Source organism: Oricola sp. (assembly GCF_022763245.1).
Classification (GTDB): Bacteria; Pseudomonadota; Alphaproteobacteria; order Rhizobiales; family Rhizobiaceae; genus Oricola.
The window spans coordinates 440,575-454,886 of record NZ_JALEGV010000041.1 but is presented as its reverse complement, the minus strand read 5'-3'; the positions used below and the strand labels follow the sequence as shown (position 1 = coordinate 454,886).

General features: G+C 66.3%; 14 protein-coding genes. 2 read left to right on the top strand and 12 right to left on the bottom strand.

Annotation, left to right across the window (positions count from 1 at the left end; translation table 11 throughout):
• The first annotated feature begins 30 nt into the window (after positions 1–30).
• Entirely contained in the window at positions 31–705 is a 675-nt protein-coding gene (locus MRY80_RS22855) for a TetR/AcrR family transcriptional regulator (RefSeq protein WP_293293554.1), read from the top strand.
• 6 nt (positions 706–711) lie between these two features.
• Here the strand turns inward: MRY80_RS22855 and MRY80_RS22850 are convergent, their stop codons facing one another.
• The 6 genes from MRY80_RS22850 to MRY80_RS22825 all read right to left on the bottom strand — a co-directional run bounded on the left by MRY80_RS22850 (position 712) and on the right by MRY80_RS22825 (position 5,407).
• On the bottom strand, positions 712–1,485 hold the full coding sequence (locus tag MRY80_RS22850; protein WP_293293553.1) for an IclR family transcriptional regulator: 774 nt from the start codon (positions 1,483–1,485) through the stop codon (positions 712–714).
• Between the two features lie 212 nt (positions 1,486–1,697).
• Positions 1,698–2,147 carry a hypothetical protein gene (locus tag MRY80_RS22845; RefSeq protein WP_293293552.1) on the bottom strand — a complete coding sequence of 150 codons (450 nt, stop codon included), beginning with the start codon at positions 2,145–2,147 and terminating at the stop codon, positions 1,698–1,700.
• A gap of 301 nt (positions 2,148–2,448) precedes the next feature.
• The gene (locus MRY80_RS22840; RefSeq protein ID WP_293293551.1) at positions 2,449–2,937 is read right to left on the bottom strand and encodes an Rrf2 family transcriptional regulator; all 489 of its coding nucleotides are present in this window, start codon (positions 2,935–2,937) and stop codon (positions 2,449–2,451) included.
• 124 nt (positions 2,938–3,061) lie between these two features.
• Complete coding sequence (locus MRY80_RS22835; RefSeq protein WP_293293550.1) at positions 3,062–3,607, bottom strand: SRPBCC domain-containing protein; 546 nt, start codon at positions 3,605–3,607, stop codon at positions 3,062–3,064.
• Positions 3,608–3,713: 106 nt separating this feature from the next.
• The gene (locus MRY80_RS22830) at positions 3,714–4,667 is read right to left on the bottom strand and encodes an AraC family transcriptional regulator (protein WP_293293549.1); all 954 of its coding nucleotides are present in this window, start codon (positions 4,665–4,667) and stop codon (positions 3,714–3,716) included.
• Entirely contained in the window at positions 4,664–5,407 is a 744-nt protein-coding gene (locus tag MRY80_RS22825; protein WP_293293548.1) for an SDR family NAD(P)-dependent oxidoreductase, read from the bottom strand. Before MRY80_RS22825 ends, MRY80_RS22830 begins: the two co-directional genes overlap by 4 nt.
• Positions 5,408–5,660: 253 nt before the next feature.
• Here MRY80_RS22825 and MRY80_RS22820 point away from each other — a divergent pair, with 253 nt between their 5' ends.
• Positions 5,661–6,956 carry an SUMF1/EgtB/PvdO family nonheme iron enzyme gene (locus tag MRY80_RS22820; RefSeq protein WP_293293547.1) on the top strand — a complete coding sequence of 432 codons (1,296 nt, stop codon included), beginning with the start codon at positions 5,661–5,663 and terminating at the stop codon, positions 6,954–6,956.
• Between the two features lie 30 nt (positions 6,957–6,986).
• On the opposite strand, the gene MRY80_RS22815 is transcribed toward MRY80_RS22820, so the two are convergent.
• The 6 genes from MRY80_RS22815 to MRY80_RS22790 all read right to left on the bottom strand — a co-directional run bounded on the left by MRY80_RS22815 (position 6,987) and on the right by MRY80_RS22790 (position 14,205).
• Positions 6,987–9,776: an EAL domain-containing protein gene (locus MRY80_RS22815; protein WP_293293546.1), complete on the bottom strand. Its 2,790-nt coding sequence runs from the start codon at positions 9,774–9,776 to the stop codon at positions 6,987–6,989.
• A gap of 48 nt (positions 9,777–9,824) precedes the next feature.
• Positions 9,825–10,691: a FecR family protein gene (locus tag MRY80_RS22810; protein WP_293293545.1), complete on the bottom strand. Its 867-nt coding sequence runs from the start codon at positions 10,689–10,691 to the stop codon at positions 9,825–9,827.
• The gene (locus MRY80_RS22805; protein ID WP_293293544.1) at positions 10,682–10,843 is read right to left on the bottom strand and encodes a hypothetical protein; all 162 of its coding nucleotides are present in this window, start codon (positions 10,841–10,843) and stop codon (positions 10,682–10,684) included. The genes MRY80_RS22810 and MRY80_RS22805 overlap by 10 nt, the downstream gene beginning before the upstream one ends.
• 155 nt (positions 10,844–10,998) lie before the next feature.
• Entirely contained in the window at positions 10,999–12,207 is a 1,209-nt protein-coding gene (locus tag MRY80_RS22800) for an ABC transporter permease (protein WP_293293543.1), read from the bottom strand.
• Positions 12,197–12,940, bottom strand: coding sequence for an ABC transporter ATP-binding protein (locus tag MRY80_RS22795; RefSeq protein WP_293293542.1), 744 nt, complete (start codon positions 12,938–12,940; stop codon positions 12,197–12,199). Before MRY80_RS22795 ends, MRY80_RS22800 begins: the two co-directional genes overlap by 11 nt.
• Entirely contained in the window at positions 12,937–14,205 is a 1,269-nt protein-coding gene (locus tag MRY80_RS22790) for an efflux RND transporter periplasmic adaptor subunit (protein ID WP_293293541.1), read from the bottom strand. The genes MRY80_RS22795 and MRY80_RS22790 overlap by 4 nt, the downstream gene beginning before the upstream one ends.
• Between the last annotated feature and the right edge of the window lie 107 nt (positions 14,206–14,312).

The window sequence follows — 14,312 nt, the reverse complement described above, 5'->3', positions numbered from 1 at the left end:
GATCGTTAAAAATAATGCAAGCTGGAATTCATGACCGCCGTCGACGCCCCGCCCCGCAAGCGCAAACGCGCGCCCTCCAAACGCTCGCTGGAAACGCGCGCGCGCATCCTCGACGCGGCGGAGCGGCTGTTCGCCCAAAACGGCTTCGAAGGCGCCTCGATGCGCGACATCGCAGCCGAGGCCGGCGTGCCGGTGGCGCTGGTGAATTTCCATGGCGGGGCGAAGGAGGCGCTGTTCGCGACCGTCGTCGCCCGCCGCGCCGACGTTCTGGCGCAACACCGGCTGCAGGCGCTCGACGCGGCGCGGGCATCGGGCGCGCCGCTCGACCTGGCCGTCCTGCTCGGCTGTTTCATCCGGCCCTATCTCGCGCTTGCCGCCAGCGGCGAACCGCAATGGACGGCCTATGCGCGGCTGATCGCGCATGTGTCGGCCGACGAGCGCTGGCGGCCGATCAGCGAACGCTGTTTCGACCCGACCGCGGCGGTGTTCGTGGAGGAGCTTTCCGGACTGTTTCCGGGACAGGACACGCAACGGCTTGCCGCCGCCTTCGTCTTCTCGATCTCGGCGATGCTGTCGCTGGCGACCTCGCGCTGGCGCATCGAGGCCATGGCCGGCGCGTCCGGTCAGCCGGCTGAGGCCGACGCCTGGGCCGACTTCCTGATCGGGTTCTGCGAGGGCGGGTTCCGCTCCGCGCTTGGCGCCTGACGCCGGTCAGCCGGCCTCGGAGGCGCGTCGGTCGGCGCCCAGCCGCGCGCTGATCTCGGAACAGACCTCGCGCACATGCCCGCCGATGCGCTCCACCAGTTCAGGCGTCGCCGCCGTGTCGGCGATCGTCACGCAGAACGTGCCGATCGGCGTCGCGCCGCCGTCGAAGATCGGCGCGGCGATACCGGTGACGCCGGGCGTCAATTCGCCGACGGCGACCGCATAGCCGCGTCGCCGGATGCGGCGCAGTTCTGAGACGATCTCGTCGATCGTGTCGCCCAGCCCCGTCGCCGACAGTTCGGTCAGGTTCGCCTCGATGATCGGCACCAGCTTGCGCCGGTTGAGCGCCGACATGATGGCCCGCGAGATCGCGCCGCGCGCCAGCGGCAGCGGCCGGCCGCGCGGATAATCATTCTCCAGCTCCGGCGTCGTCGTCTCGGAGGCGACGACCAGCAGCTTGTTGCCGTACCAGCGCACCAGCATCGCGGCGCAGGGATAGGCCGCCGCGAACGCCTCCATCTGCGGCCGGGCATATTGCGTCAGCGTGTCGGACTTGCGCATCAGATAGTCGAGTTCGACGACGCGCGGTCCCAGCGCGAAACCGCCGGACGGCATGGAGGTGACGAAGCCGGCCTCCTTCAGGATCTTCAGATAGCGGTAGAGGGTCGGCCGGCTGTAGCCGAGGGCCTCCATCAATTCGTCGGGCGTCCATTCGAGGCGATGTTCGGTGAAGACATCGAGAAGGGCAAGGATGCGCTCCAGGCTGTTTCTTGCGTTCACGTCTCGAGCTCCCTGGCGTGACCTGCGGAAGCGACACTGCTTGTCGCCGAAGATCCGTCCCCCTCAGCCGCGCAGAGCCGAAACCGGCTGCGGGCACGCGTCAAAACAAGGAGTTGGGCGATTTCGCCGTTCTCCTGAAACGGTGCATGTCTCTAGCCAAGAAACTCCGCGGAGGAAAGGGCTCTGCGAACGGGGCGCGCCCGGAGGCGGCCTCAGCTTGCCTTGCCGAGGATCGCCGGCTCGCGCGCATCCTGTCGCGCCATCACCAGGAGGCCGGTCCACGTGCCGGCCGCGGGCGTCGCGTCGCCGGGCGAGATGAAGCCGTGGACGAAGGCGCCGGCGGGCGCGGCCATGGAGGCGATGAAGTGAAACGGCCGCTGCGTGCCGGCCAGCTTCTCGATCATCGACAAGAGGTCGCCACGGCAGGACGGCGCGTAGCTCTCCACGAAACGGCGCAGACCGATGCGCTCGTCCGTGGCGACGATACCGTGAAACTTGCGCGCCACCGGGCCGAGACGCACCATCGCGCTGTCGAGGTCGATTTCGAGGTGGTCGACCAGCGCATGCCGCGTGAGTTGCGGCTGGTCCTTGTTGATGTCGCCGGCATCGTCGAAATCGGTCCCCAAAGGGATCGTCGCTCCGCCAAAGAACGTATGTGTCATCATGTGATCCTGCATCATCGCCCCGGCGCTGCCCGTCGGTCTGTTTGACCGGCCCAGTTCTCAAAACCGGGCGCGCAAAAGCGTCATTCGCTGTGCATGTATAGATTCAGGAAAACCGCCGTTACGGCAATCTTAAAGCTTTGTTAACCTCAATAACGGGCATTTGACTTAAAATCGCAATATGCAAATGGCTGCCGTTGCTGGCCAGCGCCGCTTTTCTTCAGAAAAATTTTATCAAATTGCGCGCGATGCGGGCACCCGCCGGCTGGAGCCGGTCATGGTCATCGAACCATGAGTGGCTCTAGGATGCGGCCAGTCCGCCATGGCCGTCGCACATGACCGGGGTGATCTTGTTGGCCGGCAGGTTGAGGATGCTCTCCAGATCGGTGTTGCCGTCGACGAGATCGGCCAGGCTGATGTCGTCGAGCGACGTGTAGAACGCCTCCACCGCCCGCTTGAGCGCGGGACGCAGCCAGCAGCTGTGGATCAGCGGGCAGTTGTTGTCCTTGGCGTCGAAACATTCGGCGAAGGGCAGGTCCGCCTCGAACAGCCGGAACACCGCGCCGACCCGGATCTCCTCGGCGGGGCTGGCCAGATACATGCCGCCATTGCGCCCGCGCAGGGCGCGAATATAGCCCAGATGCGCCAATTGGCGGATCACCTGGCCGAGGTGATTCTTCGAGGCGTTGCACTTCTCCGCGATCTCGGCCTTGGTGATGCTGTGCCCCGGATTGACGGCACACGTCATCAACACCCGCATCGCCAGGTTTGTCCGAATTGTCAGCCGCATGATGCCGACGCGCCCCGCATTGTTTCTCCTCTTGGCATCCAACTAGCATACACGCCGGCGCGACGGCAAAGTTTGATCAAGATCATACGGTTTCAATTCTATGCAAATGCACGGTCTTGCCCGCTCAGGCGCCGGTTTCCACGGCCGGACAGCCGGATTGCAACGCGGCATTGCCGCCCTCGACACGTCGCTTGAGCGCCTGGTTCATCCGGTTGTAGCCGTCTTCGATGCCTCCGAGGCTGGCGAAACGGACGAAGATCCCGTCGAAGCTCTCGCGCTGGATCAGCCGCGTGCATCGCGGGCCGACCGACTGCAGTTCGAAGACATGCACGCCGCGGAAGAGGCCGCGAATGCCGCCGCCCCAGACCAGTTCGCGGTTCTCGACGACCCGCATCACATGCGGCCGGATGGCGACCTGGGTGCCATCGGGCTTGTCGATCTTCAGGTCCAGCGTCTCGCCCTCGGCCAGCGTGCCTTCGACCTCGACGTGGTACGGGTTCCATTCGCCATAGCGGCGATTGTCCGCCAGCACCGACCAGACCTCGTCGGGCGCGGCGTGGATCAGGATGTCGGTGTGGATGTCCATGGCGGAAGCCTGTTTCGGAAGCCCGAAGGCGGTGAGCGTGCCGACGAGGCCCGTGGCGACGACGGCGATTGCGATGGTTTTCATGGCGGTTTCCTTTCCTTCAATCGGCGATGCGGCACCTGCCGCAGCGTGCGTCCGGTCTAGGGACCGTCGATCCGGCCGTATTGAAGAATCACGCCAAAGGGCGGGATCAGAGCCGCGCCGTCTGGCGAAAGCGGGCCGGCGTCATGTTCGCGGCACGCTGGAAGTCGCGCTGGAAATGCGCCTGGTCGGCATAGCCGCAGCAATAGCCGATCTCGGCCAGAGGACTGTCGGTCTCGATCAGCATGCGCCCGGCCTCGTCGAAACGGGCGCCGCGCATGACGGTCGAAAAACTGCGGCCCTCGTCGGTCAGGGCGCGCTGCAGCGTGCGCGTGGACAGGCCGAGCGCGCCGGACGCCTCGTCCAGCCGCCAGTTGCGGCCCGGATCGGCCTTCAGCAGCGCCGCGAGGCGACCTGTCGCCGATGCGCCGCCGCGCGGCTCATGAGATCCTTCGCGCGGTTCCGGGCAGCGCGGTGCGAAGTCCCGCCACGCGATCGTGAATTGCCCGGTCGCTGCATCGTCGAGCGCCGCGATCTCGAAATCGCCGTCCGCACCCGCCTGTCGACCGCCAATTTCGACGCCAACATCGACACCGCCGGCCAATGCGACAAGGCCCGCGAGCACGCCGCAGATCAGCACGTTTTCGCAAGGCGCGGGCGTCGCGCCGGGCATCTTGCTCGCGCGCGTGCAGGCGTAGCTGTCCAATTCGACTGCGATCGCGGTGCGGTTGTCGGAGTGGTGATAGCGTTCGAAGCGCATCCATTTTTCCGCGAGCACCGCCGGGTGGCGTGACGCTGCCAGAACGGCAATCGTCGGGCTGTGCGCGACTTCCGGAAGGATGCGTCCGACCCGAAGCAGCGGCGCCGCCCCGCCGCGCCGGTAGGCGTGATCGAGGATCGCCCGCTTCGCCGACGGATCGAACATCGCGCCGCGCATCGGATCGACGTCGCGCAGGTCGGCGGGCAGGAGCCGCGGGTCTTCCCGCCTGAGCGAGGCGATGACCAGCGCGACGAGGCCGGCGCTGGAAAAGGCCGCGGCCTCGCCGCGCGCAGGTCCCGTCATCTCGTGCCCATGAGCCGGGTCAGAAGCGCCGGAGACAGGCTCTTCAGGGCGATCACCACCCGGCCGATGCCCGGCGCGACACGGCCGGCGCCCGTCTCCAGCCCCCGTATGATCGCGGCAGCCATCTCTTCGGGCGACAGTTTTCCCTTGCCGCGCCCCGCCGTCATCGCCGTGTCGACGAGCGGCGGCACGGCCTCCAGGACATGGATACCCAGCGGCTCCAATTGCTGGCGCAGCGCTTCGGTGAAACGCTGCAATCCGGCCTTGGACGCCGAATAGGCGGGCGCCGAGGCCTTCGCCTGGATGGCGACGAGCGAGGTCACGTTGACGATCGTCCCGCCCGGCCGGGCCATCAGCGGCACGCAGGCCGTGGCGAGGCAGGCAGGCGCGGTGAGATTGACGGCGAGCTCGGTTTCGATCGCGCCGCAAAGCGCCTGGTCCGGGTCGCCGCCCGTCAGGTCGAGCGCCTGCTGAATTCCGGCATTGTTGATCAGGATGTCGAGGGGGCGGCCGGTCTTTCGAACCGAATCAATCAGTTGGCGGCGATCCTCCGCGCGGGCCACGTCGCAGGCGATCCAGGTCACCTGCGGGCTGTTGTGCGGCGTCGCGCCGTCTTCGGTCACGGTGCGCGCGGCCGCGATCACATGGGCGCCGCGGCCCGCGAAGGCGTCGACCAGCGCTTTGCCGATGCCCCGGCTGGCGCCCGTGACGAGGACTGTCTTTCCCTTGAATTCCGGCATGTCGCGTCCTTTCCGGGTTGCGATCGTCTTGTGGTCGACAGCAGGTGTAATGCGATCCGCCATCGCCGATATTGAACAATCACGCCAAAACGCGCCACCTGTGGAAAGTTCTTCACGGCTTGACGGGCAAGAAGTTGGGGCCGACATTCGTCCCAGAGGAACTCCCGAGCGCCCGCAACCCGCGTTCGGCGGCGAGGCCGGGCGACCGGCATTGCCGCGGAGAGTTTCGTTTTGTCAGTCACGGGATAGTTTCATGCGTTCGAGCCGCTTCGCCTACATGCTCATCGTCTCGGTGGTCGTCGGACTTGTCGCCCAGATCGCGCTGCTCTCGACCGTCCATGCGCAGGAGACGCGCGACGAACGCCGCGAGATCCAGCAGGGCCTCAACGACAAGGGCTTTCCCGTCGGCACGCCGGACGGGATCTTCGGGCCGAAGACCGAGGCGGCGATCCGCGACTTCCAGGGCTCCATCGGCCAGCCGCAGACCGGCGCGCTGACCGAGGCGCAGATCGACATCCTCCTCGGCCGCGCCGCGCCGCTGGTCGCGCCGGAAGACACCCTCGACGTCGTCGCGGGACAGACGTTCCGCGGCTGCGAGGACTGTCCGGAAATGGTCATGATCGCGCCCGGCAGCTTCGAGATGGGCGCCACGGAAACCGAGCAGGACAACGCCTTCATCGGCTTCGTCCCGCAGGAACAACCCCGCCACCAGGTCACGATCCGCTACCCCTTCGCGCTCGGCAAGTTCGAGGTCACAGTCGCCGAGTTCGACGCCTACATACAAGCAACCAACGCCCCCACCGCCGGGATATGTGGCGTGCGTCTGGCGGAGGCTGGCCCGCTTGCCGAGAAGTTTTCAGGGACGCGCCATCCGGAGTCCAGCAAGGACATCTACGGCCCCTATTTCGTTTACATCACCGACGGTTCCTATGCCCAACCGGGCATGCCGGTGCAACCGCGCCAGCCGGCCGTCTGCGTTTCGCGCAACGAGGTTCTCGGTTACCTGAAATGGCTGCGCGGCAAGACCGGTCACGCCTACCGTTTGCCGACAGAGGCCGAATGGGAATATGCCGCACGTGCCGGCACCTCCTCCGTTGCGTTCTGGGGTAACGATCTCTCGCATGCATGCGGCTACGCCAATTTCGCCGACAAGGCGTCAGGTTACCAGGCCGGCGAGGCGGCGCCTTGCGCCGAAGCAGTCCGCGCCGACTGGACCGCCGAAGTGGGCAGCTATCGCCCCAATCCGTGGGGGCTTTATGACATGGCTGGAAATGTCCAGGAGATGCTGCAGGATTGCTGGCTCCCCGACTACGCGACCGCCCCCACCGACGGATCGCCGGTGCGCAGCCTCACATGCCAATTGTTCGCCGCTCGAAGCGGCGACTACGTCTCGCTCTATGTCGCGATGCGGTCCTCGGCACGCATGACATTCGGCTACGATCCACAGATGGAGATGGTCCAGGGACCGACGGAAGCGCTCGACATTCGCAGCAACGTCGTCGGCTTTCGCGTCGCCTTGTCGCTGGGCGCAGAGGCCTGGGACCGATAGGAAATCGCCGGCGCGGTCAGATGCCCCCGGTCACGCGAGTGCACGCTGCCCGGGGAACCCGGCCCACTCCTCGATGAGTACGCGAAACGCCATGGAATCGAGCGGCCGGGCGTACAGATAGCCCTGGCCCTCGTCGCAGCCTATCAGGCGCAAAAGCGCCTCCTGTTCGCGCGTTTCCACGCCTTCGCACACGATGGTCATGTCAAATGCCTCGCCCAGCACCGCGACCGAGCGGATGATGCCTTGGGTTTCCACATTCGTCGCGAGATCGCGGGTGAACTGCTTGTCGATCTTGATTTTGTCGAAGCGCAGATTCGACAGGTAGCCGAGGCTTGAGTAGCCGGTCCCGAAATCGTCGAGCGCGATCGACACCCCGAGCGCGCGCAGCGTCATGATGTGCTCAAGCACCGTGGATTCTGTTTCCAGAAACTCGCTTTCCACGAGTTCGATCGTCAGCCGTGCAGGGTCGAGCCCGGTTTCGGAGAGGGCTTGGCGGACCTGGTCGACGATGTCGTTGTTGGCGAATTGCTGGGGGGCGAAGTTGACGGCGACGGAGATCGGCAGGGGCCAGGCGGCGGCTTCGCGGCAGGCGGTGAACAAGACGAAGCGGCCGAGCGCGCCGATGAAGCCGTTGGCCTCGGCGATGCCGATGAACTCGTCCGGGGCGACGATGCCCAGTTCGGGATGGGTCCAGCGCAGGAGCGCTTCGGCGCCGCGCGGCGCATGGTCGGACAGGGAGACCTGGAGCTGATAGGCGAGATGGATCTCGCCGCGATCCAGCGCCTGCCAGAGATCGCGCTCGATGACGCGGCTGCGGGTGCGCTGGGCGGCGAGGTTGCTGTCGAAGAACACGACCTTGGACCCGCTGGAGAGGCGGGCCTCGTCGAGCGCCATCTCGGCGCGATCGAGCATGGCCTCCGCATCGACGGCCTCGCCGGCGATGCGCTGCGACAGCGTCACGCCGGCCTGAACCCCGACCTTGGCGCTGCCATGCGCCACCGGATAGGGCGCGCTGATCCGGTGGACGATGTCGTCGGCTGCAGCCAGTGCGGCGGTTTCGTCGGCGATGTCGGCCAGCAGCACGGCGAAGGTGTCGCCGCCGAGCCGCGCGACGGCGCGAATGTGCCCGTCCGTGCCGCGCAGCCTGTCGGCGACCGCCGAAAGCACCATGTTCCCGGTGTCGCGGCCGAGCGCGATGTTGACCGTCTTGAAACGGTGCAGGTTGAAGGCGACGATCGCATGTCCGCAGGCCTCCTCCCCTGACATGACGGCGGCGACGGTGTCGATGAAGGCGTGGCGGCGCTGCGTGCCGGTCATGTCGTCATAATCCGACATCCGGCGCAGTTTCGCCTCGTAGGAGAGCCGGTCGGTGACGTCGCGCGCCGTGAGGCAGGCGACGATCGGGCCGGTCGAGGGATCGGCATGCGTCACCTTCGAAATGCCGATGGTGTATTCGACCGCGCGGCGCGATCCGTCGCGCGCGAGGATGTAGGCCGTGCTGGTGCGGGGGACGTCGACATGGCCGGTGCGCGCGGCCGCGATCGCCGCTGCGAGGTCGGCGGCGATGCGCTCGGGCAGGAAGGCCGCCGCAGCCGTGCCGGTGCGCGGAAGCGCGCCACCCAGGTCGAAGACGTCGCGCACCGCCTCGCTGACCTGCAGCGCCTGGCCGGATTCGTCCGTCACGACGATGGCGTCGAAATTGTCGTGCACGACCTGCTGCAACACCTGGCGCAGGCTGTGGGCATCGTCCTGCGCCTCGCGCGAGATGGTGCGGAACAGTTCCGTCATCGCCAGGGAATGCGCGCCGAGCGCGGTCAACGCCGCCACGAGGACGAAGGCTGTCGGCACCATGACGCCGAGATGCAGGTAAATGACGATCGCCGCCACCTCGGCAATGACGGGGATGGTCGCGAAGGTCGCGACGGTTTGCAGCGGCGTCTGGCGCCGGAGGGCGACGAGCAGGATCAGAAGGGCGATGAAGGCGGGCACGGCGACCGTCATCGGATCGATGCGCACGAGGTTTCGGCCGGCCAGCAAGGTTTCGGTCGCCAGCGCCTGCAGGGTCACGCCCGCGATCTGGTCCAGTTTCGGCACCGCGAAGACATCGCGCAATTCGGTTGCAAAGGCGCCCACCAGCACCATCTTGCCGGCGATCTCTGCAGGATCGAAACTGCCGTCGAGGATGTCGGCGGCGCTGATCGTCTCGATCGCGCCCGCGTCGATGCCGAAATCGATGCCGACGTCACGCCCCTCTTCGCCGGCCAGCGTGCCCGGAATGGAAGCGATGTAGGCGTCGTCGTAAAGCAATCCGGCCGGAAAGACCCGGACCTGGCCGTCTTCGTCGGGGTAGACGGTGACAGACCCCAACCAGGCATTCGAGGCGAAGATGTCGATCGGTGCCGTAACCTCGACGTCCGTCGTTGGCGAGCCCGCATCGGAATGCTGCTGAAAGACGGGCAGGATCACCACGCCGCCCGCACGCTCCAGCGCGGCGGCGAAGGCGGCGTCACCAGCCGGATCGGACGGGGTGGAGAAGTCGATGTCGAAGACGATTTCGGCCGCCCCCGCATCGCGGAGACGGTCGGTTATGTCGGCGTGAACCTGGCGCGGCCAGGGCCAGACGCCGACGGCGTCGATGCTCTTCTTGTCGATGGCGACAAGGACGAGCTCGCCCGAGACCGGCCGGTTCTGGAAGGAAAACCGCTTGTCGGCGAGAAAGCGGTCGAGCGGCGCGAGCCACGAAAGGCTCTGTGCAATGAAGACCAGCAGAAGCAGCGTCGCGCCGACAAGGATTTTAGATCGTTGCGCCCGCCTCTTCATGCGCGCCCTTGCGGGCCCCGCCGCCGGATGCGCCGGCAGGAACGGGGCCTAGTTGTTGCCGTTGCCATTGCCACCGGAGTTGCCGTTGCCGTTGCCACCCGAGTTGCCATTGCCGTTGCCGCCGGCATTGCTGTTGCCGTTTCCGCCCGAGTTGCCGTTGCCGTTGCCACCGGCGTTGCCGTTGCCGTTTCCTCCGGCATTGCCATTCCCGTTGCCACCGGCATTGCCGTTGCCGTTTCCTCCGGCATTGCCATTCCCGTTGCCGTTGCCGTTCCCGCCGGCATTGTTGGTCTTTTCCTTGGTCAATCCGTAGGCGTTGCCGTTGGCCGTCGCCGCCGTCAGGGCCGTGGTGTTGGTCCCGGTGAGGCTGATCGAGGCGCTGGCCGCCGCGGTGATCTCGGCCTTGCCGCCGGCGCCGACACGCGCACGCGCGCCGCTCTTCAGGTTGCGCACCTCGACGAGGCCGCGCTGGACCTGCAGTGCGCTCTTGCCGCGCGCGGAGGAAACCGTGAACTTCGTGCCCTTGACGACGGCGGCCATGTAGGGCGTCGACACCGTCATCTGGTCGTAATTTCGCGGCGTGACATCGACGGTGACCGAGCCGGACCGCTGACGCAGATCGGTGACCGGGCGGCGGTTGCTGCCCTTTTCGATCACGGCAACAAGCGAGCGGCTGTTGACCAGCATGGTGTCCTTGTCACGCAGCAGCAGCACGCGCCCGCCACCGCCGGTGTTGATCCAGGCCACTTTCGGCATTTCCATGCCTCTCACGACCTTGTTCCATGTCTTGCCGTCGACGGTGTAGACCGCCGGCGCCGACACCCGCTTCACCGTCCACTGCCCGGCAGTCGCCGGCGCTACGGCGCAAAACAGCGCCAACACAAGCGTCGCTGCAAAAAACCTGATCACGCCCATGGTGACATCCCGCCTCGTCCGTCTTTCAAATACGAACCCGCGCCGAAGAAAATCTGAAGATCGCGACCGCGTGGCGCGTCGGATGGTTTCTTGGTGAAGGTTCGGTTACCTTGCGGCACCGTGCCGTGCGCCCGCGCCAGCAGGTCGATCATCCGCGCCACAAGACGGCGATGGCCGCGCGTCGTCGCCCGTAATGAGCGCAGCCGCGCGGAAACATGACTTCGGATTGACGTTCCCTGAGGTCGCCGGACGACGGACATTACCCGGGGGCACTAAACAAAGGTTAAAACTAACCTATAAAATCCTGTCATTCATGCCGGAGCGCTTCGATCGGATCGAGACGCGCCGCGCGCCGCGCGGGAAAATAGCCGAAGACGATGCCGATGAATGCGGAGAAGACGAAGGCGATGAAGGTGATCGTCCAGTCCGGGACGAAGGGAACCTTCATGAAGTTCGATCCGACGTAACCGAGCGCCAGGCCCAGCGCGATGCCGATCAGGCCGCCGAACAGCGAGAGGACGATCGCCTCGACCAGGAACTGCATCAGCACCTGGCCCTCGGTCGCGCCGATGGCGAGCCGGATGCCGATCTCGCGGGTTCGCTCGGTGACCGAGACGAGCATGATGTTCATGATGCCGATGCCGCCGACCAGCAGGCTGACGCCGGCGACCGCAGACAGCAGGCCCGTCATCACGCCCGTCACACTGGTCAGCATGGAGGAAATCTCCTTGGTGTCCATGACGGAGAAATTGTCTTCCTCGCCCGGATCGACGCGTCGCCGCTCACGCAGCAGCGCCTCGATGTCGGACTTCGCCTTGTCGGTCGAAAATCCCGGCTGGACGGCGACATAGATGGAGGCGACGTCCTGATCGCCGGCGATGCGCCGCATGAAGGCTTTGATGGGCATCAGCACCGTGTCGTCCTGGTCCTGGCCGAAGCTGGAGGCGCCCTTCGCTTCCAGGACGCCGACCACCCGGCAGGAGAACTTCTCGGAGCGCAGCGTCTCGTCGACGGGGTCGCCGGCTCCGAACAGTTCCTCGCGCACGGTGGCGCCGAGAATGCACACCGTCTTGCCGCCGCTGACCTCGTTGTCGAAGAATTCGCGGCCAAGCGCGATGTTCCAGTCGCGGGCCACGAGGAACTCATTGTCGGTGCCGGTGATCGACGTCTCGTGGTTCTCGTTGCCGAAGATCATGGTGACGGACGAGGTGTTGGCAGGCGCGACGGCCAGCACGCCGCCGATCTGCTCCTTGATCGCCTCGACGTCCTTGATCGTGAAGCTGGGCGCCGAACGGCCGGCGGAGGGCGGCCCCATGCCCGCGCCCCTGCGGATGATCAACAGGTTGGTGCCGAGTTTCGACACGTCGGCCTCGATCTGCTGGGACGAGCCGTTGCCGATCGTCACCATCGTGATCACCGCGGCGACGCCGATGATCACGCCGAGGATGGTCAGGAAGGAGCGCATCGCGTTGCGGGCGATCGCCTGCATGGCCTGGCGCACTGTTTCAGCGAACATCGGCGTGCTCCAAAGCAGGCTTGCGGGGTGTTCCGTTCAGCCCGTCCACCTCGATCAGCCCGTCCTTGAAGTGGACGATGCGCTTGGCGTATTCGGCCATGTCCGGCTCGTGGGTGACCATGATGACGGTCAGCCCTTCCTCGTCATTGAGCTGCGAGATGAGCTCCATGATCTCGATCGATCGGGCGGTGTCGAGATTGCCGGTCGGCTCGTCGGCGAGAAGCACGGCGGGTTCGGACGCGATGGCGCGGGCGATCGCGACGCGCTGCTGCTCACCGCCGGACAGCTGGGAGGGATCCTTGTCCAGCCGGTGACCGAGGCCGACGCGCTGGAGCGTGCGGATGGCCTTTTCCCGGCGCTCGGCGCGGCCGATCCCCTTGTAGATCAGCGGCAGTTCGACATTGTCGACCGCGGAGGTGCGCGCCAGCAGGTTGAAGCCCTGAAAGACGAAGCCGAGATATTCGCGGCGCAGAAGGGCGCGCTGCAGGCGGTCGAAGTCGCCGACATCGGCGCCGAGGAAGCGGTAACTTCCCTCGCTCGGCGTGTCGAGCGAGCCGATGATGTTCATGGCGGTGGACTTGCCGGAGCCGCTCGGCCCCATGATGGCGACGAATTCGCCGGCGCGGATGTCGAGGTCGATGCCGCGCAGCGCGCGCACCGCTGCCTCACCCTCGCCATAGACGCGCGTGACCGAACGCAGCGAGATGACCGGCGTGGCGTCGCCTTCGCTCATCGGCCGCCATCCACCGTGTCGGTGATGACCGCGTCTCCTTCGCCGAGCGCGCCTTCGACGATCTCGGTGCGCGAGCCGTCGCTGGAGCCGGTGCGCACCTTGACTTCGGCGGGCAAGCCGTCGCGCAGGACCCAGATGGAACGCATGCCTTCCGCGTCGGCACCACCGATGGCCGGCCCGCTCTGGCCGAAGCTCGGTGGCCTCGGCATCAGCATGCCGAGCAGGCCCGACCCGCCGGCGGAATCGTCCTGCGTGGCAGTCGGCGGGGCGAACCGCAGCGCGGCATTCGGAACGGTCAACACGTCGATGAGTTCGGCGACCGTGATTTCCGCCGTCGCCGTCATGCCGGGCCGGAGCAGCAGTTTCTCGTTGGAGACGTCGAGAATGCCCTTGTAGGTGACCACCCCGTCGACCGTTTCGGGCGCGAAGCGCAGCTGGGTGATTTCGGCGTCGAATTCCAGGTTCTGATAGGCCTCGACGGTGAAGCTCGCCTTGTTACCGACAGCCACCTGGCCGATGTCGGCCTCGTCGATGTCGACGGTCAGGTTCATGCTGCGCAGGTCTTCCGCGAGCTCGAACAGCGTCGGCGCGGAATAGGACGAGGCGACGATCTGGCCGACCTCGACCTCGCGATCGAGCACGATGCCGTCGATCGGCGAGCAGATGCAGGCCTTGTCGAGATCCGTCTCGGCGAGCTTGAGATTGGCTTCCGCGACCTTGACGTTCGCCCGGGCGGTGTCGAGCGCTGCCGTCGCGCGCTGCCAGGCGGCCTTGGAGGTGAGCAGCGTTTCCTGCGAGGAGATGCCCTGGTCGGAAAGCCGCACCGCCCGGTCATAGGCGTCCTTCTGTTCCTCCAGCGTGACCTCGGCCTCGACGAGATTGGCCTTCGCCGCCGTCAGGCTCGCCGTCGCCTGCTCGACATTGGCTTCCAGCTTGTCGGTGTCCAGGGACGCGAGCACGTCGCCGACCTTGACCTCGTCATTGTAGTCGGCGTTGACGGAGCGCACCGTGCCCGACAGTTCGCTGGAGATTTCCACCGTGTTGATCGGCTCCACCGTGCCGGTGGCGGTGACCGTCACGACGATGTCGGCCCTGGTGGCCGGCGAGGTGTCGTAGCGGACGACGCGCGCCTCCTCGGACTGGCCCAACCAGGACCAGGCGGCGACGCCGCCGACGGCGATCACGGCCAGGACCACGATCCAGCGCCATGACGACCCTCGCGACTTCTTCTTCGCGATCGCCTCGATATCCGCCTTGTCCGCCATGCTTTTCGCGCCCCTGTCGTTGGTTGGCCGAAGACAGCCTCTCACGCGCGGACGGCCGTCGCCTTAATCCACGTCAAGCCTTAGCTGGGCGATGTCGCGGCGCGGCG

What these genes read in the sequence shown, in the direction of transcription:
- MRY80_RS22855 (WP_293293554.1), top strand. Translation starts at nt 31, where the DNA reads ATGACCGCCGTCGACGCCCCGCCCCGCAAGCGCAAACGCGCGCCCTCC.
- MRY80_RS22845 (WP_293293552.1), bottom strand. Translation starts at nt 2,147, where the DNA reads ATGACACATACGTTCTTTGGCGGAGCGACGATCCCTTTGGGGACCGAT.
- MRY80_RS22840 (WP_293293551.1), bottom strand. Translation starts at nt 2,937, where the DNA reads ATGCGGCTGACAATTCGGACAAACCTGGCGATGCGGGTGTTGATGACG.
- MRY80_RS22835 (WP_293293550.1), bottom strand. Translation starts at nt 3,607, where the DNA reads ATGAAAACCATCGCAATCGCCGTCGTCGCCACGGGCCTCGTCGGCACG.
- MRY80_RS22830 (WP_293293549.1), bottom strand. Translation starts at nt 4,667, where the DNA reads ATGACGGGACCTGCGCGCGGCGAGGCCGCGGCCTTTTCCAGCGCCGGC.
- MRY80_RS22825 (WP_293293548.1), bottom strand. Translation starts at nt 5,407, where the DNA reads ATGCCGGAATTCAAGGGAAAGACAGTCCTCGTCACGGGCGCCAGCCGG.
- MRY80_RS22820 (WP_293293547.1), top strand. Translation starts at nt 5,661, where the DNA reads ATGCGTTCGAGCCGCTTCGCCTACATGCTCATCGTCTCGGTGGTCGTC.
- MRY80_RS22815 (WP_293293546.1), bottom strand. Translation starts at nt 9,776, where the DNA reads ATGAAGAGGCGGGCGCAACGATCTAAAATCCTTGTCGGCGCGACGCTG.
- MRY80_RS22810 (WP_293293545.1), bottom strand. Translation starts at nt 10,691, where the DNA reads ATGGGCGTGATCAGGTTTTTTGCAGCGACGCTTGTGTTGGCGCTGTTT.
- MRY80_RS22805 (WP_293293544.1), bottom strand. Translation starts at nt 10,843, where the DNA reads ATGATCGACCTGCTGGCGCGGGCGCACGGCACGGTGCCGCAAGGTAAC.
- MRY80_RS22800 (WP_293293543.1), bottom strand. Translation starts at nt 12,207, where the DNA reads ATGTTCGCTGAAACAGTGCGCCAGGCCATGCAGGCGATCGCCCGCAAC.
- MRY80_RS22795 (WP_293293542.1), bottom strand. Translation starts at nt 12,940, where the DNA reads ATGAGCGAAGGCGACGCCACGCCGGTCATCTCGCTGCGTTCGGTCACG.
- MRY80_RS22790 (WP_293293541.1), bottom strand. Translation starts at nt 14,205, where the DNA reads ATGGCGGACAAGGCGGATATCGAGGCGATCGCGAAGAAGAAGTCGCGA.